At 66.3% G+C, this 21,623-nt stretch carries 20 protein-coding genes and 1 other RNA gene; 15 read left to right on the top strand and 6 right to left on the bottom strand.

Features of this window, described 5'->3' with window-relative positions; all coding sequences use genetic code 11:
* Positions 1–25: 25 nt before the first annotated feature.
* The 6 genes from GXN78_RS05335 to ompA form a co-directional block, all read right to left on the bottom strand.
* Entirely contained in the window at positions 26–1,621 is a 1,596-nt protein-coding gene (locus GXN78_RS05335; RefSeq protein WP_106555958.1) for a class I SAM-dependent methyltransferase, read from the bottom strand.
* Between the two features lie 160 nt (positions 1,622–1,781).
* Positions 1,782–2,711 (bottom strand): phytanoyl-CoA dioxygenase family protein, encoded by a 930-nt coding sequence (locus GXN78_RS05340; RefSeq protein ID WP_106555957.1) that lies wholly within the window; start codon positions 2,709–2,711, stop codon positions 1,782–1,784.
* A gap of 168 nt (positions 2,712–2,879) precedes the next feature.
* Positions 2,880–3,265, bottom strand: a transfer-messenger RNA (tmRNA) gene (ssrA, locus tag GXN78_RS05345).
* 13 nt (positions 3,266–3,278) lie between these two features.
* Positions 3,279–3,947, bottom strand: coding sequence for an HAD-IA family hydrolase (locus GXN78_RS05350; RefSeq protein ID WP_106555956.1), 669 nt, complete (start codon positions 3,945–3,947; stop codon positions 3,279–3,281).
* Positions 3,944–4,666, bottom strand: coding sequence for a bifunctional 2-polyprenyl-6-hydroxyphenol methylase/3-demethylubiquinol 3-O-methyltransferase UbiG (ubiG, locus tag GXN78_RS05355; protein WP_106555955.1), 723 nt, complete (start codon positions 4,664–4,666; stop codon positions 3,944–3,946). The genes GXN78_RS05350 and ubiG overlap by 4 nt, the downstream gene beginning before the upstream one ends.
* Positions 4,667–4,781: 115 nt before the next feature.
* Entirely contained in the window at positions 4,782–5,264 is a 483-nt protein-coding gene (ompA, locus tag GXN78_RS05360) for an outer membrane protein OmpA (RefSeq protein ID WP_343231011.1), read from the bottom strand.
* 397 nt (positions 5,265–5,661) lie between these two features.
* Between ompA and gyrA the strand changes: the two genes are divergently transcribed.
* The 15 genes from gyrA (at position 5,662) to crcB (ending at position 21,609) form a co-directional block, all read left to right on the top strand.
* On the top strand, positions 5,662–8,310 hold the full coding sequence (gene gyrA / locus GXN78_RS05365) for a DNA gyrase subunit A (RefSeq protein ID WP_106555953.1): 2,649 nt from the start codon (positions 5,662–5,664) through the stop codon (positions 8,308–8,310).
* Entirely contained in the window at positions 8,307–8,882 is a 576-nt protein-coding gene (locus tag GXN78_RS05370) for a DUF2059 domain-containing protein (RefSeq protein ID WP_106555952.1), read from the top strand. Before gyrA ends, GXN78_RS05370 begins: the two co-directional genes overlap by 4 nt.
* Before the next feature lie 50 nt (positions 8,883–8,932).
* A complete protein-coding gene (gene serC, locus GXN78_RS05375) occupies positions 8,933–10,000 on the top strand; it encodes a 3-phosphoserine/phosphohydroxythreonine transaminase (protein WP_106556050.1) in 1,068 nt (355 codons plus the stop codon).
* Positions 10,001–10,020: 20 nt separating this feature from the next.
* A complete protein-coding gene (pheA, locus tag GXN78_RS05380; protein WP_106555951.1) occupies positions 10,021–11,139 on the top strand; it encodes a prephenate dehydratase in 1,119 nt (372 codons plus the stop codon).
* 8 nt (positions 11,140–11,147) lie between these two features.
* Positions 11,148–12,026, top strand: a complete 879-nt coding sequence (locus GXN78_RS05385) for a prephenate dehydrogenase/arogenate dehydrogenase family protein (protein ID WP_106555950.1) — start codon at positions 11,148–11,150, stop codon at positions 12,024–12,026.
* 3 nt (positions 12,027–12,029) lie between these two features.
* On the top strand, positions 12,030–14,027 hold the full coding sequence (locus tag GXN78_RS05390; RefSeq protein ID WP_106555949.1) for a bifunctional 3-phosphoshikimate 1-carboxyvinyltransferase/cytidylate kinase: 1,998 nt from the start codon (positions 12,030–12,032) through the stop codon (positions 14,025–14,027).
* Positions 14,028–14,186: 159 nt separating this feature from the next.
* Positions 14,187–15,875, top strand: a complete 1,689-nt coding sequence (gene rpsA / locus GXN78_RS05395; protein ID WP_068685144.1) for a 30S ribosomal protein S1 — start codon at positions 14,187–14,189, stop codon at positions 15,873–15,875.
* A gap of 49 nt (positions 15,876–15,924) precedes the next feature.
* A complete protein-coding gene (locus GXN78_RS05400; RefSeq protein ID WP_106555948.1) occupies positions 15,925–16,245 on the top strand; it encodes an integration host factor subunit beta in 321 nt (106 codons plus the stop codon).
* Positions 16,246–16,277: 32 nt separating this feature from the next.
* Entirely contained in the window at positions 16,278–16,592 is a 315-nt protein-coding gene (locus GXN78_RS05405) for a LapA family protein (protein WP_106555947.1), read from the top strand.
* Complete coding sequence (gene lapB, locus GXN78_RS05410) at positions 16,582–17,766, top strand: lipopolysaccharide assembly protein LapB (RefSeq protein WP_106555946.1); 1,185 nt, start codon at positions 16,582–16,584, stop codon at positions 17,764–17,766. Before GXN78_RS05405 ends, lapB begins: the two co-directional genes overlap by 11 nt.
* Before the next feature lie 130 nt (positions 17,767–17,896).
* A complete protein-coding gene (locus GXN78_RS05415; RefSeq protein ID WP_106555945.1) occupies positions 17,897–18,253 on the top strand; it encodes a helix-hairpin-helix domain-containing protein in 357 nt (118 codons plus the stop codon).
* 174 nt (positions 18,254–18,427) lie between these two features.
* Complete coding sequence (locus GXN78_RS05420) at positions 18,428–19,396, top strand: TRAP transporter substrate-binding protein (protein WP_106555944.1); 969 nt, start codon at positions 18,428–18,430, stop codon at positions 19,394–19,396.
* Between the two features lie 15 nt (positions 19,397–19,411).
* On the top strand, positions 19,412–19,921 hold the full coding sequence (locus GXN78_RS05425; RefSeq protein ID WP_106555943.1) for a TRAP transporter small permease: 510 nt from the start codon (positions 19,412–19,414) through the stop codon (positions 19,919–19,921).
* On the top strand, positions 19,914–21,215 hold the full coding sequence (locus GXN78_RS05430) for a TRAP transporter large permease subunit (protein WP_106555942.1): 1,302 nt from the start codon (positions 19,914–19,916) through the stop codon (positions 21,213–21,215). Before GXN78_RS05425 ends, GXN78_RS05430 begins: the two co-directional genes overlap by 8 nt.
* Before the next feature lie 19 nt (positions 21,216–21,234).
* The gene (gene crcB / locus GXN78_RS05435) at positions 21,235–21,609 is read left to right on the top strand and encodes a fluoride efflux transporter CrcB (RefSeq protein ID WP_181360517.1); all 375 of its coding nucleotides are present in this window, start codon (positions 21,235–21,237) and stop codon (positions 21,607–21,609) included.
* Positions 21,610–21,623 lie beyond the last annotated feature (14 nt).

Consider the following 21,623-nt stretch of genomic DNA (forward strand, 5'->3'; position numbering starts at 1 on the left):
GATCTCCTTTTTGCAAAGGAGTGCATCATGCCTCTATCAGCGCCTTTCGACGAAGGTCTCGCAGGGCCAGCGCCACCTGCTGCTGCGTGAATTCGCGCAACGCCGCTTCGTCGGTCAGCGGCTTCTCGTCCTTGATGAAGCGCAGGCGTCCGGCGCGAGCCTCGGCGGCGAGGTGCTGGGCCAGGGCCTCGTGCGAATGCTTGCCGTCGAGAAGGGGCAGCAGGCAGCGTTCGAGCAGCGAAAGGCCCACCAGTTCGTGCCACTGGTTGCAAGCGACGGCCGTCGGTCCCGCGCTCAGTGCAAGGCCTGGGGCATTGCGCGTCACGGCCGGCGCCCGCGGGAAGGCCGACACCGAGACGCTGGCCTGCGGCGGCGTGCGCCGGATGCGCACCGCGCCGAGGATCAGCAGTTCTTCCAGCATCGCCATCACCGCCGGCTCGACCGCGGCGCGCGGCTCGCCGGTGCGCGCCGAGACTGCGGCAATCAGCGCATCGCTCGGCATGCTCGCCGGATAGCGCTCGTCGAGCACCTGGGCGACCGCTTTGTGGACCGGCAGGCGCAACGTGACCTTGAGGTTGCGTATCGCACGGCAGACCTGCTCGCGCGCATCGAGCGTGAGCACCTCGCCATCCTCGGCCGAGAACACGCCTGCGTATTCGAGCGCACGGATGCGCGCCATGTCGAGGCGGTAACGGATGCCCGAAGCCCGCTCCTGCTTGACCAGCAGCGTCTGGCGGAAGGTCCTGTTCACCAGGAAGTCCAGGTACTGCTCCATCATGATCTGGCTGCCTCCGCATTCGCGCAGCAGCGGATCGCGCACCTTCTCGCCGTAGTTCTGCACGAACATGGTCGAGGGCTCGGCGTCCGCCAGGTACGTGAGGCCGTGGGCGCCGGCGCGCGCAGCAAATTCCTTGAAGTAGCAAGGGGCGTTGTGCGGCTCCAGAAATTCGTGCAGGAGGTAGTACGCCCCGGAGTTGCGCACGATCGGCATGTTCTCTTCCAGCGTCTTCTTGAGCACGCTGTCCGGCCGCGCCGACTGCTCCAGGAACTCGAGCATGCCGCGGGCGTAGGAAAGCTTTTCGCCGGGCTCGTCGCGCGGGGCGCCGCGCAGAATCATGGCGTCGCGCACGATCTCGCGGGCCTTCCAGCCCGGGTACACGTTGTAGCTCACGTAGGCTACGCCCTCCGGCGCCAGGTTCTGTGAGCAGATGCGCAAGATGGCGTCTTGCACCGGCGCCGGCACCCAGCTGTAGACGCCGTGGCAGATGATGTAGTCGAACTGGCCGAAAGAAGCGTCGACGCCCGTGATGTCCAGGGCCCGCAGGTCGATGTTCTTGAGTTGAGCCTTGTCGATGGCCGCCTGGCCCTGGCGGATCTGGACCGAGGACAGGTCCACGCCCACCATCGATGCGTCCGGATGACGGGCGGCGATGGGGATCAGGTTACCGCCCGCCGCGCAGCCCAGTTCGAGCACACGCGCCTGCTTGAGCGGCGGCGCGGCGAGGCCGAAGAGGAAGGCCAGGGCCTCGAGATGCTCAGCCGTCGATTGTGGAAAGGGATGAGATTCGTACGGAACGACATCGTAGTAATTCGAAGTCGCGGGCGTCGTCGATGATTCCATGGGTGTCCTCCAGCGCGCCGGCCACGGGTGTCTCCGTTGCCTGCCGGAAGGCCGATCCCGTCCGGCTGCAGGCGCGAGCGAGCGGACTATAGCCCGCGTGCGACAACGCGCGAGGAATGCGAAAGAAAGAATCAGAATTGGCGGCTTGGACGCCGCGCTGCTAGGCGTCGCGCGTGGGCGCCGTCAGCAAATACGCCGCGAGATCGGCGAGGTTCTGCGACAAGCCATACATGTGCTGGTACTGAAGAATCTGCCGCGCGACGAGTTGCAGGCGGACGTCGAAGCTGGGGTAGGGCCTCTGCTCCAGCACTGCTGGCATGGCCGGGAGATGCTCCCCGCGCTGGAATGGCTGCATGATGGGGCGAACATCGCCGCGCTGAAACTCGAGTGCCATGCTCATGCGCGGATGCCCGGCGAATTCGCTGGTCGGGCCGCCCCAATGCATGACGCATTGGTCCCAGAGCAGGTAGTCGCCAGGCTTCGCCGGCAGGGCACGCGCGGCGAACACGGGCGTCGGCGGTTCAGGCGTGCCAGCGGGCGTGCTGTAGCCGGGATCCATGTGCTTCGGCACGATGTACATGCAGCTGTTGAGCGGGTTCGCGTCGGACAGCGGGATCCAGCATGTGAGCGAAAGCGGCGACCCATCCGCGGCAAGCGAGTTGTAGCGATTGTCCCGGTGGGGCTTCCAGCCGGTCTCGCCCTTCTTCGGATCGACATGCCATGCCCAGAACGCCGGCAAGGGCTTGAACCCGGCACCCAGGAAATGCGCGAACACGGGTCGGAGGCGCGCGTAGCAAGCCCAAGGCTCGTCGTAGATCCACGCGAACACGGCAGGCAGCCCGACAGCGACGCAGCGCTTCACGGCCTCGCCGACAAGCGGCGCCAGTTGCCCGATCTCCTCGTCGCTGTCGCCGAAATAGCCGTCCTTCGACATCCGTTGCGTGAGCCGTTCATAGCTCTGCCGCGGCGCGGCCTCGGCATCCGACTGCATACCGCCGATGCAAAGCTGCGGCGCGAGCGAGCGCCAGAAGGCGGCGCTGCACAGGTCAGCCCAGGTGACCGGTAGCGTCGAAGGCGTGGTGATTGTCATTGTGCGGCTCCCAGAATTGCGCGCTGAGTCGACAGGCCGATTCAGATGGCCCCGTGCTCCGGCGCGGCATCGTACTTGAAGGGAGGGCGGAGACAACGGGCGATGCCGGCTCGCTTGCGAGCAAACCGCGACATCGTGAACGCAAAGACAAAGCCTTTGCAGGTTGAATGGTGGAGCTGGGGGGATTTGAACCCCCGTCCGCAAGCCTTCTTCGCGCAGATCTACATGTTTAGCGATCTGTTTTGAGTCTCGCCACCGGTGTCGCGCAGTCGCACGCTACACCGGCCGCCAGTACCCTTGGTTCTCGCCTCGACCCAAGGTACCCGGATCGAGGCCAGCCGATGTAGATTATCTTTGCAGCCGGGAGGCGCGGATTGCTCCATGCCCCCTTGCCCAGCCCATCGGCCTGCTGTTGCAAAGCTCACCGGCAATTAAGCGGCGAGTGCGAAACGTTCGTCGTTTGCAGTTAGTTTGTTTGAATCTGTTTTACGAGCGCATTCAGCTCGACATGCCCCGCTGCGATTCCGAACCCACGTCGAAACCAGTGCAGCCCCAGGAACAGCTATTTTAGGCCGCTTCCAGTAGTTGCAAGAGCTCCATGGGTGATGAGATTGCGGCGTCGGCCTCCCAGAGCGTCACATTGGCCTCGGCGCCCATGTAGCCATAGGCCGCAGCGACGGTCCGCATGCCGGCGGCCCGGCCGGCCGCCATGTCGCGCTCGTCGTCGCCCACGTAGATGCAGCGCTCGGGCGGCACGCCCAGTTGCCTCGCTGCCTCGAACAGCGGTTCCGGATGCGGCTTGGCGTAAGGGGTGGTGTCGCCGCTGACGATCGCGCGCGCCGTGCCGAACAGCGGCATTGCCCGCGTGAGCGGTGCAGTGAAGCGGGCCGACTTGTTGGTGACCACGCCCCACTGCAAGCCACGCGCACAGAGCGCGGCCACGAGCTCGGCCACGCCCTCGAACACCCGTGTGCGCATCATCCGCGCCTCGTAGTTGAGGAAGAACTCCTCGCGCAGCGGCGCAAATTCCGGTGCGTCGGGCGTGATGCCGAAGGCCACGCCAAGCATCCCGCGCGCGCCGGAGCCGGCCATGGGGCGGTAGCGCTCCATCGGCAGCGACACCAGGCCACGGTCAATACGCATCTGATCGGCTGCGGCGCCCAAATCGGGCGCACTGTCGATCAGCGTGCCGTCCAGGTCGAACAGGACGGCTCGGGTCGAATCGGCAAGGATCATGACTGGGCTGGCGCCGGTTTGCGCGTGGCGAACATGTAGTTGACGCTGGTGTCGTCGCTGAGCCAGTAGCGCCGCGTGACGGGGTTGTGCTGCAGGCCACGGGTCTGGCGCAGATCGAGCCCGGCAGCGCGGCAGTGGGCTGCCAGTTCGCTCGGCCGGATCAGTTTCCGGTACTCGTGCGTGCCGCGCGGCAACATGCCCAGCACGTACTCGGCACCGACGATCGCGAGCAGGAAGGACTTCAGATTGCGGTGAATGGTAGAAAAGAAAACCCAGCCACCCGGCTTGGCCAGTCGGGCGCAAGCCTGCACAACCGAGGCCGGCTGCGGGACATGCTCGAGCATCTCCATGCAGGTGACGATGTCGAAGCTCTCGGGCTGCTCGGCGGCTAGCGCCTCGGCGCTGATCCCCCGGTACTTTACGCCGCGCGTCGCGGCCTCCAGCGCGTGGAGTTGGGCGACCTTGAGCGCCTTGTCGGCCAGGTCGATGCCGAGCACGTCGCCGCCGCGTCGCGCCATCGCATCGGCAAGGATCCCCCCGCCGCAACCCACATCCAGCACCTTGCGCCCCGCGATGGGCGCAATACTTTCGATCCACTCCAGCCGTAGCGGATTAATTTCGTGGAGCGGTCGGAATTCGCTTTCCAGATCCCACCAGCGATGGGCCAGCTCGGAGAATTTGGCGAGTTCCGCCGGATCAGCATTCACGGTTTCGGTCATATGCGGATTATGAAACGACGCGAATTGCCTTCAAGCCGCCTGCCCCGAATCCGCAATGCGTTCGCCCATTAAAAAACCCCGCCGAGGCGGGGTTTGTTTTGAAGATTCTTGCGAATCAACGGTTGGCGCGGGTACCGACCACTTCGATTTCCACGCGGCGGTTCTTGGCGCGGCCTTCCTTGGTGCGGTTGTCAGCGACGGGCTGCTTCTCGCCCTTGCCCTCGGTGTAGACGCGGTTGCGTTCGATGCCCTTCGAGACCAGATAGGCCTTGACGGCTTCGGCGCGGCGGACCGACAGGCGTTGGTTGTAACCGTCAGTGCCGATCGAGTCGGTGTGACCGACGGCGATGATCACTTCGAGGTTCACGTCGCGGATCTTCGAGACCAGGTCGTCCAGCTTGGCGCGGCCTTCGGGCTTGAGCACGGACTTGTCGAAGTCGAAGAAGGCGTCGGCAGCGAAGGTGACCTTCGAGGCTGCAACGGCCGGCGGGGGCGGAGCAGCGGGCGCGGGAGCAGGCGGGGTCACAGCGGCGGGGAGGCGGCGGAACCAGGGCGCCATCGCAACCGGCGGCAGCGGTGGCGGGCGTCCAGTTCGCATCGCGCCAGCACAGTTCGTTCGTGCCGTTCTTCCACACCAATTCGCTGGTACCGTTTTGCCAGTTGTCGATCACGGGCCCACCGTTCGCGGCGGTGACACGGGTCTGCGCGCCGGCGGCAGTGGCGAGCGCAGCGACTGCAAACATCATCGCCACTTTATTCAGTTTCTTCATGGTTCTCCTCTTGGGGAAAAAGCCGCAGCCGCGCTGCGAATCAAGGACGCTTTAAGTGACCACCACCCAAAACGTTGAGGCGATTGTGCCATGGGATCTTTGGCAAACTGCCCGGGAGGCGCCCCGGAAACGTAGGACGGAGGCGGAATCCCGGCCTTGTGTTGCGGCGGTGCGACACCCTCCGCGGCGTAAAATTTCGGGTTCTCCGCCGTCAGCACGCTGCCCATGACCTCGTTCGCCAAAGAAACTCTGCCCATCAGCCTCGAAGAGGAAATGCGCCGCAGCTATCTCGATTACGCCATGAGCGTGATCGTGGGACGCGCCCTCCCCGACGCTCGGGACGGCCTCAAGCCGGTCCACCGGCGAGTGTTGTATGCGATGCACGAGCTCAACAACGACTGGAACCGGCCGTACAAGAAGTCGGCCCGTATCGTCGGCGACGTCATCGGCAAGTACCACCCGCACGGGGACCAGTCGGTCTACGACACCATCGTGCGACTGGCGCAGGACTTCTCGATGCGCCACATGCTGGTGGACGGCCAGGGCAATTTCGGATCGGTCGATGGTGACAACGCAGCCGCGATGCGCTACACGGAAATTCGGCTCGCAAAGATTGCGCATGAAATGCTGGCCGACATCGACAAGGAGACCGTCGATTTCGGTCCCAATTACGACGGCAGTGAAAAAGAACCGCTGGTATTGCCCAGCAAGCTACCGAATTTGCTGGTCAACGGCTCGGGTGGCATCGCGGTCGGCATGGCGACCAACATCCCGCCGCACAACCTGAACGAAGTCGTCGACGGCTGCCTGCACCTGCTGCGCCACCCGGACGCCAGCATCGACGACCTGATGGAAATCATCCCGGCGCCCGATTTCCCCACGGCCGGGATCATCTACGGCATCAACGGCATCAAGGACGGCTACCGTACCGGCCGCGGCAAGGTGGTGATGCGCGCCAAGTGCCACTTCGAGGACATCGACCGCGGCCAACGCCAGGCGATCATCGTCGACGAGCTGCCCTACCAGGTCAACAAGAAGACGCTGCAGGAGCGCATGGCCGAGTTGGTACACGAGAAGAAGATCGAAGGCATCAGCCACATCCAGGACGAGTCCGACAAGTCGGGCATGCGGCTGGTGATCGAGCTCAAGCGCGGCGAAGTGCCGGAGGTGGTGCTCAACAACCTCTACAAGCAGACCCAACTGCAGGACACCTTCGGCATCAACATGGTGGCGCTGGTGGATGGCCAGCCGAAGCTGTGCAGCCTCAAGGACCTGATCGAGGTCTTCCTGCAGCACCGCCGCGAAGTGGTGACGCGCCGCACGGTGTTCAATCTGCGCAAGGCGCGCGAACGCGGCCATGTGCTCGAGGGCCTGGCCGTTGCGCTGGCCAACATCGACGACTTCATCGCCATCATCCGCAATGCGCCCACGCCCCCGGTGGCCAAGGCCGAGCTGATGGCCCGCCGCTGGGACAGCAAGCTGGTACGCGAGATGCTGACCCGCACGCGCGCCGATGGCGGCGTCATCAACGCCGACGATTACCGTCCCGACGGGCTCGAGCGCGACTACGGCATGGGCGCCGACGGCCTCTACCGCCTCTCGGAAACGCAGGCCCAGGAAATCCTGCAGATGCGCCTGCAGCGCCTGACCGGCCTCGAGCAAGACAAGATCGTCGCCGAGTACAAGGAAGTGATGGCAGAGATCGATGACCTGCTGGACATCCTGGCCAAGCCCGAGCGCGTATCGACCATCATCAGCGACGAGCTCGCCACCCTCAAGCAGGAGTTCGGCCAGAGCAAGCTCGGCGCGCGCCGCAGCCAAGTCGAGCACAGCGCCTTCGACCTGTCGACGGAAGACCTGATCACGCCCACCGACATGGTGGTAACGCTCTCGCACAGCGGCTACATCAAGAGCCAGCCGCTGGGCGAATATCGTGCACAGAAGCGCGGCGGGCGCGGCAAGCAGGCAACGGCGACCAAGGAAGACGACTGGATCGATCAGCTCTTCATCGCCAACACGCACGACTACATCCTGTGCTTCTCCAACCGCGGGCGGCTGTACTGGCTCAAGGTGTGGGAGGTGCCTGCCGGCTCGCGCGGCTCCCGCGGGCGGCCGATCGTCAACATGTTCCCGCTGCAAGAGGGCGAGAAGATCAATGTCGTGCTGCCGCTTACGGGCGAGAAGCGCACCTTCCCGGCCAACCAGTACGTCTTCATGGCGACCTCGATGGGCACGGTCAAGAAGACCGCGCTCGACGAGTTCAGCAACCCGCGCAAGGCCGGCATCATCGCGGTCGACCTGGATCCGGGCGACTACCTCATCGGTGCCGCGCTGACCGACGGCGCGCACGACGTCATGCTGTTCTCCGACGGCGGCAAGGCCGTGCGCTTCGACGAGAACGACGTGCGCCCCATGGGCCGCAACGCGCGCGGCGTGCGCGGTATGACACTGGAAGACGGCCAGGGCGTGATCGCCATGCTGGTCGCCGAGGACGAAGAGCAGAGCGTGCTCACCGCCACCGAAAATGGTTACGGAAAACGCACAAGCATTACCGAGTACACCCGTCACGGGCGCGGAACCAAAGGCATGATTGCCATTCAACAGAGTGAGCGCAACGGCAAGGTCGTGGCTGCCACCCTGGTGCACGCCGACGACGAGATCATGCTCATCACCGACAAAGGCGTGCTGGTGCGCACCCGCGTCTCCGAAATCCGCGAACTCGGCCGCGCGACGCAAGGCGTCACGCTGATCGGACTCGACGAAGGAGCCAAGCTCAGTGGTCTGCAGCGCATCGTCGAGAACGATGCGAATGCAGAGAGCGACAACGGCGCCGACGACACTTCCTCATCATCTTCAACGGAGAACCCTCAGTGAAAAAATTCAAGTTCGCGCTCGTCGCGGTCGCGCTCGCCGGCAGCTCGATGGCCATGGCCCAGGACAAGGCGGCGATGGTCAAGCAGTTCCTCGACCTGCAGCGCCCCGGCATCGAGGCGCTGGCGCGCGGACTGGTCGAGCAGTCGAGCGCGCCCATCGCGCAGGCCGGCTCGCAGTACCTGCAGACGCAGGTCCCGGCCGAGAAGCGCGAGGCCGCCGCCAAGGCCGCCGATGCCGAGCTCAAGAAGTACTTCGACGACGCCTATCCCCTCGTGCGCGACAAGGCCGTGGCGCTGGCACCGGACGCCCTGGGCCCGATCCTGCGCGACAACTTCAGCGAAGAAGAGCTGCGCCAGCTGCTGGCCTGGATCAACTCGCCCCTGAGCAAGAAGTACCAGGAGCTCAACCCGAAGATGCAGACCGCACTGACGGAAAAGCTGGTGGCCGAGACCCGCTCCAGCATCGAGCCCAAGATGCGCACGCTCGACGCCAACGTCGCCAAGGCCCTGGGTGCCCCGACCGAAGGCGCAGCGCCGGCCAAGTCCGCGCCCAAGGCGCCCGCCAAGAAGTGACGACGGGCGCGGGTCCACGCCCGTACAACTTCTCCGCCGGTCCGGCTGCGATGCCGGAGGCGGTGCTGCAGCGCGCCGCCGCCGAGATGCTGGACTGGCAAGGCAGCGGCATGAGCGTGATGGAGATGAGCCATCGCGGCAAGGAGTTCGGCGCGATCTGCGCGCAGGCCGAAGCGGACTTTCGCGCGCTGCTGGCGGTGCCCGAGCACTTCCACATCCTCTTCATGCAGGGCGGCGGCCTGGGCGAGAACGCGATCGTCCCGATGAACCTGTCGCGCGGCAGCAAGGTCGACTTCGTGATCACGGGCAGCTGGAGCGCCAAGTCCCAGAAAGAGGCGCTGCGCTACTGCAAGTCGCATATCGCAGCCTCCAACGCCGACAGCCAGCACACGCAGATGCCCGCGCCCTCGACCTGGCAGCTCTCGGACGACGCCTCGTACGTGCACCTGTGCTCCAACGAGACCATCCACGGTGTCGAGTTCCAGGAGCTGCCCGATCTGGCCGCGCTGGGCAGCAAGGCCCCGCTCGTCATCGACTTCTCTTCGCACGTGGCCTCGCGCCCGGTCGACTGGACCCGCGTCGGCCTCGCCTTCGGCGGCGCCCAGAAGAACCTCGGCCCAGCCGGCCTCACGCTTGTGATCGTGCGCGACGATTTGCTGGGTCATGCGCTCGAGATCTGCCCCAGTGCTTTCAACTACCGGATCGTGGCGGACAACAAGTCCATGTACAACACGCCGCCGACCTGGGGCATCTACATCGCCGGACTCACCTTCCAGTGGCTGCGGCAACAGGCCGAGGGCGCGCTGACCGGCGTTGCGGCCATGGAACAGCGCAACGTCGCCAAGGCGCGGCTGCTGTACGACTTCATCGACGCTTCGCCTTTCTACGAGAACCGGGTCGCGCCCGATTGCCGCTCGCGCATGAACATCCCCTTCTTCCTCAAGGACGAGAGCCGCAACGAGGCCTTCCTCGCAGGCGCCCGCGAGGCCGGCCTGCTGCAGCTCAAGGGCCACAAGTCCGTCGGCGGCATGCGGGCCAGCATCTACAACGCGATGCCGCTCGAGGGTGTGCAGGCGCTGGTGGGCTACATGCGAGAATTCGAGCGGTCGCACGCGTAGAGTTGCGTTCGATCCGACCGATGACCGCTTCAACCCCTCAGCCCCCCGCCTCCGACCCTTCCGCCAGCCTCGCCGACCTGCGCGTGCAGATCGATTCGCTCGACCAGCAGCTGCTCGACCTCCTCAACCGCCGTGCCCACGTGGCCGAGCTGGTGGGCGAAGTCAAGAAGCGCGAGGGCACGCCCTACTTCCGTCCCGATCGCGTCGCCCAGGTGATCGAGAAGATGCAGCAGAGCAACAACGGCCCGCTCAAGTCGCTGCACGTGGCCGCCATCTGGCGCGAGATCATGTCCGCCTGCCTGGCGCTCGAGTCACCGCAGCGCGTTGCCGTGCTCGGCCCCGAGGGCACCTTCTGCGAGCAGGCCGCCGTCGAGTACTTCGGCGGTGCCGCCGACCTGATCTACTGCGCCAGCTTCGACGAGGTCTTCCATGCCACGGCAGCCGGTAGCGCCCAGTACGGCGTGGTCGGCGTCGAGAACACCACCGAAGGGGTGGTCACGCGCTCGCTCGACCTGTTCCTGCACTCCCCGACCCACGTGGTTGGCGAGGTCAGCCTGCTGGTGCGCCATCACCTGCTGCGCACGGTCAATTCGCTCGAGGGCATCGAGGCCGTGCTGGCCCACCCTCAGGCCCTCGCGCAGTGCCAGACCTGGCTGTCCAAGCACCTGCCGCACGCCGAGCGGCGCGCCGTCTCCAGCAACGCCGAAGGCGCCCGGCTCGCCGCCGGCAACCCGGCCTGGGCCGCCCTGGCCAGCGAGCGCGCCGCCACGCGTTTCGGGCTGCATATCGTCTCGCATGCGATCCAGGACGATTCGTACAACCGCACCCGCTTCGCCGTCATCTGCCTGCCCCAGACCCTGGCCATGCCGCCGGCCTCGGGCAAGGACTGCACCAGCCTCGTGGTCTCCGTGCCCAACCGGCCCGGCGCCGTGCACGACCTGCTGGTGCCGCTGAAGATCAACGACGTCTCGATGACGCGCTTCGAGTCGCGCCCCGCGCGCACCGGCCAGTGGGAGTACTACTTCTACATCGACCTCGACGGCCACCCCTCACAGCCCAACGTGGCCGCCGCCCTCGCCGAACTGCGCAAGCTCTGCGCGTTCTACAAGGTCATCGGCGCCTACCCCGTCACCGCCTGAGGCAGCGCATGTTCGAACAGCTCGGCTTGATCGGCTGCGGCCTGATGGGCGGCTCCTTCGCACTGGCTCTCAAGCGCGCCAAGCTGGTCAAGCGTGTGGTCGGCTACAGCAAGTCGCCCTCCACCACCGAGCGCGCGCGGCAGCTTGGCGTGATCGACGTCACGGCGCCCTCCGCCTTGCTCGCCGTCTCGGGCGCCGACCTAGTGCTGATCGCGGTGCCGGTGGGCGCCTCCGAGGCCACCTTCAAGGCGATTCGCCATGGCATCACCGAGCAGATGCTGGTGATGGACGTGGGCTCGACCAAGGGCGACGTGATGGAGGCCGCGCGGCGCGGCTTGCACGACCACTTCGCCAACTTCGTTCCCGCACATCCGATCGCCGGCAAGGAAGTCGCCGGCGTCGAGCATGCCGATGCCGGCCTCTACGCCGGACGCCAGGTCGTGCTGACGCCCGTCAAGGCCACACTGCGCTCCAACGTGCAGCGCGCGACGCAGGTCTGGTCCGCGATCGGCGCCAAGGTGGTGACCATGACGCCGGAGGCCCACGACAAGGCCTTCGCGGCCGTGAGCCACCTGCCTCACCTGCTCGCCTTCGCTTTCACCAACGCGTTGACGTCCCAGCCCGAGGGATCGCGCTTCCTGGAACTGGCCGGCCCCGGCTTCCGCGATTTCACGCGCATCGCGGCCGCCGACCCCGCCATGTGGCGCGACGTGCTGCTGGCCAACCGCGAGCAGGTGCTGCAGCAATCGCGGGCTTTTCGCGCGGCCCTGTCGCAGTTCGAAGCCCTGATGGGCACGGGCGATTCGCAGGCCCTCGAGGACGCGATCGCCGCAGCGAGCCGCGCGCGCGCCCAATGGCAGCCAGGCGCCGGCGTATCGCCCGACTGAGCCATGTTCTCCACGCCTTTTCTTGACCTTCCGCCGCTCGCGGGCGCCTCCGGCACCGTGCGCCTGCCGGGCTCCAAGAGCATCTCCAACCGCGTGCTGCTGCTGGCGGCGCTTGCTGGCGGCACGACCACCGTGCACGACCTCCTGGACTCGGACGACACGCGGGTGATGCTCGACGCCTTGGCAGCGCTCGGCTGCCGCATCGAGCGCGCAGGCGCCACGCTGCGCATCGAGGGTCTGGATGGCCGGCTGCGCACTTCCGCCGCCAAGCTCTTCCTGGGCAACGCAGGCACCGCGATGCGGCCGCTGACTGCAGCGCTGGCGCTGCTCGGCGGCGAGTTCGAGCTCTCCGGCGTACCGCGCATGCACGAGCGGCCGATCGGCGATTTGGTCGATGCGCTGGTGCAGCTGGGCTGCCGCATCGACTACCTCGGCAATCCCGGTTATCCGCCGCTGGCCATTCACCCGGTGCCGCTCGACACGCTCCAGCTGGCCGCGCCAATCCGCGTGCGCGGCGATGTCTCGAGCCAGTTCCTGACCGCCCTGCTGCTCGCCTTGCCACTGGCGGCAAGGCAGCGCGACATCACCATCGAGGTGATCGGTGAGCTGATTTCCAAGCCCTACATCGAGATCACGCTCAACCTGCTGTCGCGCTTCGGCATCGAAGTCCGGCGCGAGGGCTGGGAACGCTTCGTCATCCCGGCCGGCAGCCGCTACCGCTCGCCGGGCGACATCCACGTCGAGGCCGATGCCTCCTCGGCCAGCTATTTCATCGCGCTGGGTGCGATCGCCGAGGGCGATGGCATCCGCATCGAGGGCGTCGGCGCCGATTCGATCCAGGGCGACATCCGCTTCGTCGACGCGGCGCGGCAGATGGGCGCGCACGTCGACAGCGGCCCCAACTGGCTGGCGATCTCGCGCGGCGCCTGGCCGCTCAAGGCGATCGACCTCGACGCCAACCATATTCCCGATGCCGCCATGACGTTGGCGGTGATGGCGCTCTACGCCGACGGCCCCTGCCTCCTGCGCAACATCGCGAGCTGGCGCGTCAAGGAGACCGATCGCATCGACGCGATGGCGAAGGAGCTGCGCAAGCTCGGCGCCAGCGTCGAGGACGGCCCCGACTTCATCCGCGTGCATCCGCTACGGCCGGCCGACTGGCGTGCCGCGAGCATCCGCACCTACGACGATCACCGGGTGGCAATGTGCTTCTCGCTGGCCGCCTTCAACCCGGCCGGGCTGCCCGTGCGCATCCTCGAGCCGGACTGCGTGGCCAAGACCTTCCCCGACTACTTCGAGACCCTGTTCTCGGTGGCCGAGGCGGCCGAGGTGCCGGTGCTCTGCATCGACGGCCCCACCGCCTCGGGCAAGGGCACGCTGGCCGTGGCCGTGGCGTACCAACTGGGCTACCACTATCTCGACTCGGGCACGCTCTACCGCGTCGCCGGGCTGACGATGCGCCGCAACGGCCTCGAGGCGGACGCCGTCCACGAGGCCCGGATCGCCGAGCTCGCACGCACGCTGCCACTGCGCTTCGCCGACGGCAAGGTGCTGCTGGCCGGCGAGGACGTCAGCGACGCCATCCGCACCGAGGCGGCCGGAATGGACGCCTCCCGCGTCTCCGCGCTGCCTGCCGTTCGCGAGGCGCTGCTGGCGCTGCAGAAGAGCTTCCGCCGCCTGCCCGGCCTGGTGGCCGACGGTCGCGACATGGGTACGGTGGTCTTCCCCGATGCCGACCTCAAGGTCTACCTGACCGCCAGCGCCGCCCAGCGCGCCGAAAGGCGGCATAAGCAATTGATTTCAAAGGGTATTTCGACTACACTCGACAGTCTTCGCGCCGATCTGGAAGCGCGCGACCTCCGGGACTCCTCCCGCAGCGTCGCCCCTTTGAAGCCGGCGCCTGATGCCCGCCTCCTGGACAACTCCACTCTCTCGGTCGAGCAATCGGTCGAGCAAGTGATTGCCTGGTGGCAGGAAGTACAGCCCTTCGGGTCCGCCTGAAGGGTGTTTTCGGTCCAGCAGGTCCCCGCCGCGCGACAGCGCACCGGCTTGCTGGTTGTTCAACTCAACCCGGGCCCCGAGCCCACCAACCGCCGTCTCCAGACCCAGCCAGGCGCAATGGTGCGACTGCAAACCCTGCGTGACGGAAGGAAATGACACATGTCTGAATCTTTTGCCGACCTGTTCGAAGAATCCCTGAAGCGTTCCGAAATGCGCAGCGGCGAGGTCATCACCGCCGAAGTCGTGCGCGTCGAACACAACCACGTCGTGGTCAACGCAGGCCTCAAGTCCGAAGCCTACGTGCCGATCGAGGAGTTCAAGAACGACAAGGGCGAACTCGAAGTCCAGGCCGGCGATTTCGTCTCCGTGGCCATCGGCAGCGTCGAGAACGGCTACGGCGACACGATCCTCTCGCGCGACACCGCCAAGCGTCTGGCTTCGTGGCTCGCACTCGAGAAGGCCCTCGAATCCGGCGACTTCGTCACCGGCACCACGAGCGGCAAGGTCAAGGGCGGTCTCACCGTGCTGGTCAACGGCATCCGCGCCTTCCTGCCGGGCTCGCTGATCGACACCCGTCCGATCAAGGACCTGACCCCCTACGAGAACAAGACCCTCGAATTCAAGGTCATCAAGCTCGATCGCAAGCGCAACAACGTGGTGCTCTCGCGCCGCGCCGTGGTCGAGGCCAGCATGGGCGAAGAGCGCGCCAAGCTGATGGAAACTCTGAAGGAAGGCGCAGTCGTGCGCGGCGTGGTCAAGAACATCACCGAGTACGGTGCGTTCGTCGACCTCGGCGGCATCGACGGCCTGCTGCACATCACCGACATGGCCTGGCGCCGTGTCCGCCACCCGAGCGAGGTGGTGCAGGCCGGCCAGGAAATCACGGCCAAGATCCTCAAGTTCGACACCGAGAAGAACCGCGTCTCGCTGGGCCTCAAGCAGATGGGGGACGACCCGTGGATGGGTGTCTCGCGCCGCTACCCGCAAGGCACGCGCCTGTTCGGCAAGGTCACGAACATCGCCGACTACGGCGCGTTCGTCGAACTCGAGCCCGGCATCGAAGGCTTGGTGCACGTGTCCGAGATGGACTGGACCAACAAGAACATCGCCCCCAACAAGATCGTCTCGCTGGGCGACGAAGTCGAAGTCATGGTCCTCGAGATCGACGAGGACAAGCGCCGCATCAGCCTGGGCATGAAGCAGTGCAAGGCCAACCCGTGGCAGGAATTCGCGCAGAACACCAAGCGCGGCGACCGCGTCAAGGGCCCGATCAAGTCGATCACCGATTTCGGCGTGTTCGTGGGCCTGGCTGCCGGCATCGACGGCCTGGTGCACCTGTCCGACCTTTCGTGGAACGAGCCCGGCGAAACCGCCGTGCGCAACTACAAGAAGGGCCAGGAGGTCGAGGCGATCGTGCTGGCCGTCGACGTCGACCGCGAGCGCATCAGCCTGGGCATCAAGCAGCTCGACAGCGACCCCTTCACCACCTTCACCACGGTGAATGACAAGGGCCAGATCGTGACCGGCAAGGTCAAGACCGTCGACCCGCGCGGCGCCGAGATCGACCTGGGCGACGACATCATCGGCTATCTGCGCGCCAGCGAGATCTCCCGCGACCGCGTGGAAGATGCCCGCAACGTGCTCAAGGAAGGCGACGAAGTCACGGCCGTGGTGGTCAACGTGGATCGCAAGACCCGCAACATCCAGCTGTCGATCAAGCAGAAGGACCTGGCCGACGAGCAAGGCGCGATGGCCAACCTGAGCCAGCAGTCGGCACGCGAGAACGCGGGCACGACCAGCCTGGGCGCACTGCTGCGCGCCAAGCTCGACTCCAACAACGAAAAATAAACAGACGAAAACACGGTGAGCTCTGGTTCACCGTGTCCTTCTGTGGTTTATGACTCGTTCAGACCTTGTAGAAGAGCTTGCAGCCCGCTTCGCGCAACTCACGCACCGCGACGCCGAATATGCCGTCAAGACCATTCTTGACGCCATGGGCGACGCGCTGGTGCGCGGGCACCGCATCGAGATCCGCGGCTTCGGCAGCTTCACGGTGAACCGGCGCCCACCGCGCATCGGACGCAATCCGCGTTCGGGCGAAAGCGTGCAGATCCCCGAGAAGCGCGTGCCGCACTTCAAGCCGGGCAAGGCCCTGCGCGAAGCGGTCGATGCGCGCACCGCGGAGCTGGATGCCGAGCAGCGTCAGCGCGAAGGCTGAAGCATAGAATTCCCCCGCCAACGGGGACGCGCATGAAATATCTCCTGTGGCTGCTCAAGGCAGCCATTTTTTTTACCCTCTTCGCTTTCGCGCTGAACAACCAGCACGACGCCACCGTCTACTTCTTCTTCGGCACCTCCTGGCGCGCCCCGCTGGTGCTTGTCGTGCTCGCCGCCTTTGCCGGTGGACTGGTGGTGGGCGCGCTCGGCATGCTGCCGGGCTGGTGGAAGCACCGCAGCGCCGCGGCCCAGCTGCCCGCCTCGCCCGTCCCGCCTGCAGCAAGCGCCGCGGCCACGCCACCGGCAGCCGCCACCGACCTTCCCGCCGTGCGCCAACATGGACTTTGATTTCAGCTGGCTGCTGCTCGGCCTGCCCCTCGCATTCATCCTGGGCTGGCTGGCCTCGCGCTTCGACCTTCGGCAGCTGCGCATCGAGAACCGGCAGGCACCCAAGGCCTACTTCCGCGGCCTCAACTTCCTGCTCAACGAGCAGCAGGACCAGGCCATCGATGCCTTCATCGAAGCCGTGCAGAACGACCCCGACACCCAGGAGCTGCACTTCGCGCTCGGCAACCTGTTCCGCCGCCGCGGCGAATACCAGCGCGCCGTGCGCGTGCACGAGCACCTGCTGGGCCGCGGCGACCTCAGCCGTGCCGACCGCGACCGGGCACAGCATGCGCTGGCGCAGGACTTCCTGCGTGCAGGCCTGCTCGACCGCGCCGAGGCCGCGCTGCAGAAGCTCGAAGGCACCCGCTACGAGAACGAGTCACGGCTGGCGCTGCTGGCCATCTACGAGCGCTCGCGCGAGTGGACCCAAGCCGCGGCGGTGGCACAGAAGCTCGACGAGGCCGAGCAGGCGAGCTACAGCGTGCGCCGCGCCCACCATCTCTGCGAGCGGGCCGCGGAACAAGTGGCCGCCGGCGATGTCCAGAGCGCGGCCCAGCTGCTGGAGCAAGCCGTCATCCTGGCCCCGCAGGCGCCGCGGCCGGCCATCGACACCGCCGCACTGCAGTTGCGCAACGGCGACTCCGCCAGCGCCTACGACACGCTCGCAGCCCTGTGCGAGACCGCCCCGCTGGCACTGCCGCTCTATGCCGCCATGCTGCAACAGGCCGCGGTCGCCTCGCAGCGCGGCGGCGAAGCGCTGCTCACATTGCAGCGACGCTATGCCGAGTCGCCCTCCATCGACGTGCTCGAAGCCATCATGGCGCTCGGCGGCACCCCGATGCTCCCCGACGATATCGCGGCCGAAGCCTCGAGCCCGCCCGAGCCGCGCGACGGCTACATCGCCCACCTGAGCCATCAGCCCTCGCTGGTGGCCGCCTCACGCTGGCTGGCCGGCGAGCGCTTCGCGCACGAGCAGTACCGCCAGCCCGTGCAGCGCACCCTGGACCAGGCCACGCGGCCGCTGATGCGTTACCGGTGCGCCGCCTGCGGCTTCGAAGCCCACCAGCACTTCTGGCATTGCCCGGGCTGCCAGGCCTGGGACAGCTATCCGCCGCGCCGCGTGGAAGAGCTCTGAAATCCCTCAAATTGTCGCAACGGCAACACCGTTCGCGATCTTCTCGTTCAAATCCATCGCCGCATGCAATCCGCATGCGACGGGACGCGAGGAGCGTCCCTTTCACAACGTTGACAGGGAAATTTCAAGAATGTTGAAGAAGATTCTGGCCGTCATGGCCATGCTGTTTGCCGCTGCTTCGTGGGCGGCCGTCGATGCCAACAAGGCGAGCGATGCCGAGCTCGATGCGATCCGGGGCGTGGGCCCCTCGCTCTCCAAGCGCATCATCGATGAGCGGAAGAAAGGTGGAGACTTCAAGGACTGGCCCGACCTCATGAACCGGGTCAAGGGCGTGAAGGAAAAGGCGGCCGCCAAGCTGTCGACCGAGGGCCTGACGGTCAACGGCCAGAGCTTCGGCGGCACGGCGCCGGCGGCCAAGGTCGCCAAGGCCGAGTCGAAGAAGGAAAAGGCCGAAGGCTCGGCAAAGAAGGCTGACGCGAAGCCCTGAGCACTGCGTGCGGCCACGCCGCACCGCCAACCGAAAGCCGCCCCCGGGCGGCTTTTTTGCGAGCGGCTGCAGCACGCGCCGGGCAACGCCGTCAGGGGAAAGCCTCACGCGGTGGCCCGATATTTGCACGTATGCTCCCCGACGCCTTTTCACATCCGTACGTTTGGAGAGCCCATGAATCGCAAGTTCGGCATCGCCCTCGCCGGCCTCACCCTCGGCGCAACGGCCTTCGCGCAAGCCAAGTGGGATTTGCCCACGGCCTACCCAGCCACCAACTTCCACACCGAAAACATCACCCAGTTCGCGAGCGACGTCGACAAGGCGACCGGCGGCAAGCTCAAGATCACCGTCCATGCGAATGCCGCTCTCTTCAAGGCGCCGGAGATCAAGCGTGCCGTCCAGAGCGGGCAGGCGCAGATGGGCGAGATCCTGCTCGTGAACTATCAAAACGAGTGGCAGATTTTCGGCACCGACGGCATTCCCTTCCTGGCCGACAGCTACGACGCCGCCTGGAAGCTCTACCAGGCCCAGAAGCCGGTGCTCGAGAAAAAGCTGGCCGAGCAGGGGATGACGCTGCTCTACGCGGTCGCCTGGCCGCCGCAGGGCATCTTCGTCAAGAAAGAGATCGCCTCCGCGGCCGATCTCAAGGGCGTGAAGTGGCGTGCCTACAGCCCCGCGACGGCCCGCATCGGCGAGCTGGTCGGCGCCCAACCTGTCACCGTGCAGCAGGCCGAGCTGTCCCAGGCCATGGCCACCGGCGTGATCGAGTCCTACATGTCCTCCGGCTCGACCGGCTACGACACCAAGACCTACGAGTACATCAAGAACTTCTACGACACGCAGGCCTGGCTGCCCAAGAACGCGGTGCTGGTGAACAAGAAGGCCTTCGACGCACTCGACAAGGCCACGCAGGACGGTCTGCTGAAAGCCGGCGCCGAGGCCGAGAAGCGCGGGTGGGAGGTGTCGAAGAAGAAGAACGTCGAATACCTGGAACTGCTCAAGAAGAACGGCATGACGATCCACCCGCCTTCGGCCCAGCTCAAGACCGACATGAAGAAGGTCGGCGACACCATGATCAAGGAATGGCTGGACAAGGCCGGCCCCGAAGGCCAGGCCATCGTCGACGCCTACAAGAAGATGTAGGCGCGCGTGACCCGGATGCGCAAGACGCTCGATTTCCTCTACGACAGCGCCGCCGCCCTGGCGGCGCTTTTCATGGTCGGTCTGCTGGTGGCTGTGCTGCTGTCCATCGTCGGCCGGCAGCTGCACTTCAACATTCCGGGGCTCGACGCCTACGCCGGCTACCTGATGGCAGGCGCCGGCTTCCTGGCGCTGGCCCACACCCTCAAGCGTGGCGAGCACATCCGTGTGACGCTCCTGCTCGGGAGGCTGCACCACGGCCCGCGCCGCTGGCTCGAGCGCTGGGCGACGGGCGCGGCCGCCCTGCTGGCCGTGCTCTTCGCGGTCTACAGCGTGCGCCTCGCGTGGCAATCGCACGCCTACAACGACATCTCGACCGGCAACGACGCGACGCCGCTGTGGCTGCCGCAGCTCAGCATGGCCGTCGGCGCGCTCATCTTCGCGATCGCCGCCCTCGACGAGTTCCTGATCGAATGGCGCGGCAGGCCGATAAAACCCGAAACCGCCGAGGCCCTTCGCCATGAATGACATCGCCGTCGCCGGGCTGCTGATCGCCACCCTGTTTCTCATCCTCGGCAGCGGCGTGTGGATCGGACTCACGCTCTCGGGCGTCGCCTGGATCGGCATGCAGCTGTTCTCGGCCCGCCCCGCGGGCGATGCGATGGCCGTGACCATCTGGGGCTCGGCCTCAGGCTGGACGCTCACCGCCCTGCCGCTGTTCCTCTGGATGGGCGAGGTGCTCTTCCGCACCCGGTTGTCCCAGGACATGTTCAAGGGCCTCGCCCCCTGGATGCAGCATCTTCCGGGCCGCCTGCTGCACACCAACGTGGCGGGCTGCGCCGTGTTCGCCGCCGTCTCCGGCTCGAGCGCCGCGACCTGCGCGACCATCGGCAAGATGACGCTGCCCGAGCTCAAGCGGCGCGGCTATCCGGACGACATGGTGATCGGCACGCTCGCCGGCGCCGGCACGCTGGGCCTGCTGATCCCGCCCTCGATCATCATGATCGTGTACGGCGTGAGCGCCGATGTGTCGATCGCCAAGCTCTTCATCGCCGGCGTGGTGCCGGGCATCCTGCTGGCCGTGCTGTTCTCGGGCTATATCGCTGTGTGGGCACTGCTGAATCCGCAGCGCGTGCCGCCGCCCGATCCGCCGATGAGTTTTGCGCAGAAGCTGCGCGCATCGCTGAGCCTGATCCCGGTCGCGGTGCTGATCCTCTCCGTGCTGGGCTCGATTTACGCCGGCATCGCCACCGCCACCGAAGCGGCCGCCGTCGGCGTGGTGGGGGCGCTGGTGATCTCCGCGGCGCAGGGCTCGCTCAACTGGCAGACCTTCAGGGATTCGCTGCTGGGCGCCACGCGCCTGTACTGCATGATGGCGCTGATCCTCGCCGGCGCCGCCTTCCTCACGCTCGCCATGGGCTACATCGGCCTGCCGCGCCATTTGGCCGAATGGATCGGCTCGCTCGGCCTGTCGAAGTTCCAGCTCGTGGTGATGCTGGCCGTGTTCTACATCGTGCTCGGCTGCTTCCTCGATGGCATCTCGATGGTCGTGCTGACCATGGGCGTGGTCATGCCAACGGTTCTGGCCGCGGGCATCGATCCGCTGTGGTTCGGCATCTTCGTCGTGCTGGTGGTCGAGATGGCGCAGATCACGCCGCCGGTGGGCTTCAACCTCTTCGTGCTGCAGGGCATGACCGGCAAGGACCTGCTCTACATCGCGCGCGTGACCCTGCCGATGTTCGCTTTGATGGTGGCGGCCGTGCTGATCGTCTACTTCGTCCCCGACCTGGTGACCTGGCTGCCACGGCAAATGGCACCCTGAGGGCGGCGATACTTCTCGCATGCTGCTGCACGTCCTCGCCATCTGCGCAGGCGCCTCGATCGGCGCGCTGGCCCGCTGGGGCCTGGGCCTCTGGCTCACGACCACCGCCTTCCCCTACGGCACGCTCGCGTCCAACCTCATCGGCGGCTACCTGATCGGCATCGCCGTGGCCACGTTCCAGGCGCTGCCGCAACTCGATCCGGTCTGGCGCCTGCTGCTCATCACCGGCTTCCTCGGTGGCCTCACCACCTTCTCCAGCTTCTCGGCCGAGGTCGTCTCGATGCTGATGAACGAGCGCCTGGGCCTGGCCCTCGGCACCGCCGCATTGCACGTCGCCGGATCGCTGATGCTCACCTGGCTCGGCATCCGCACGGTGCATCAGTTCACCGCCTGAGCGAAGGGCCTTGC

This window comes from Variovorax sp. WS11 (assembly GCF_010499245.1).
Lineage (GTDB): Bacteria > Pseudomonadota > Gammaproteobacteria > Burkholderiales > Burkholderiaceae_C > Variovorax.

What these genes read in the sequence shown, in the direction of transcription:
- GXN78_RS05335 (WP_106555958.1), bottom strand. Translation starts at nt 1,621, where the DNA reads ATGGAATCATCGACGACGCCCGCGACTTCGAATTACTACGATGTCGTT.
- GXN78_RS05340 (WP_106555957.1), bottom strand. Translation starts at nt 2,711, where the DNA reads ATGACAATCACCACGCCTTCGACGCTACCGGTCACCTGGGCTGACCTG.
- GXN78_RS05350 (WP_106555956.1), bottom strand. Translation starts at nt 3,947, where the DNA reads ATGATCCTTGCCGATTCGACCCGAGCCGTCCTGTTCGACCTGGACGGC.
- ubiG (WP_106555955.1), bottom strand. Translation starts at nt 4,666, where the DNA reads ATGACCGAAACCGTGAATGCTGATCCGGCGGAACTCGCCAAATTCTCC.
- ompA (WP_343231011.1), bottom strand. Translation starts at nt 5,264, where the DNA reads ATGCGAACTGGACGCCCGCCACCGCTGCCGCCGGTTGCGATGGCGCCC.
- gyrA (WP_106555953.1), top strand. Translation starts at nt 5,662, where the DNA reads ATGACCTCGTTCGCCAAAGAAACTCTGCCCATCAGCCTCGAAGAGGAA.
- serC (WP_106556050.1), top strand. Translation starts at nt 8,933, where the DNA reads ATGCCGGAGGCGGTGCTGCAGCGCGCCGCCGCCGAGATGCTGGACTGG.
- pheA (WP_106555951.1), top strand. Translation starts at nt 10,021, where the DNA reads ATGACCGCTTCAACCCCTCAGCCCCCCGCCTCCGACCCTTCCGCCAGC.
- GXN78_RS05385 (WP_106555950.1), top strand. Translation starts at nt 11,148, where the DNA reads ATGTTCGAACAGCTCGGCTTGATCGGCTGCGGCCTGATGGGCGGCTCC.
- GXN78_RS05390 (WP_106555949.1), top strand. Translation starts at nt 12,030, where the DNA reads ATGTTCTCCACGCCTTTTCTTGACCTTCCGCCGCTCGCGGGCGCCTCC.
- rpsA (WP_068685144.1), top strand. Translation starts at nt 14,187, where the DNA reads ATGTCTGAATCTTTTGCCGACCTGTTCGAAGAATCCCTGAAGCGTTCC.
- GXN78_RS05400 (WP_106555948.1), top strand. Translation starts at nt 15,925, where the DNA reads ATGACTCGTTCAGACCTTGTAGAAGAGCTTGCAGCCCGCTTCGCGCAA.
- GXN78_RS05405 (WP_106555947.1), top strand. Translation starts at nt 16,278, where the DNA reads ATGAAATATCTCCTGTGGCTGCTCAAGGCAGCCATTTTTTTTACCCTC.
- lapB (WP_106555946.1), top strand. Translation starts at nt 16,582, where the DNA reads ATGGACTTTGATTTCAGCTGGCTGCTGCTCGGCCTGCCCCTCGCATTC.
- GXN78_RS05415 (WP_106555945.1), top strand. Translation starts at nt 17,897, where the DNA reads ATGTTGAAGAAGATTCTGGCCGTCATGGCCATGCTGTTTGCCGCTGCT.
- GXN78_RS05420 (WP_106555944.1), top strand. Translation starts at nt 18,428, where the DNA reads ATGAATCGCAAGTTCGGCATCGCCCTCGCCGGCCTCACCCTCGGCGCA.
- GXN78_RS05425 (WP_106555943.1), top strand. Translation starts at nt 19,412, where the DNA reads ATGCGCAAGACGCTCGATTTCCTCTACGACAGCGCCGCCGCCCTGGCG.
- GXN78_RS05430 (WP_106555942.1), top strand. Translation starts at nt 19,914, where the DNA reads ATGAATGACATCGCCGTCGCCGGGCTGCTGATCGCCACCCTGTTTCTC.
- crcB (WP_181360517.1), top strand. Translation starts at nt 21,235, where the DNA reads ATGCTGCTGCACGTCCTCGCCATCTGCGCAGGCGCCTCGATCGGCGCG.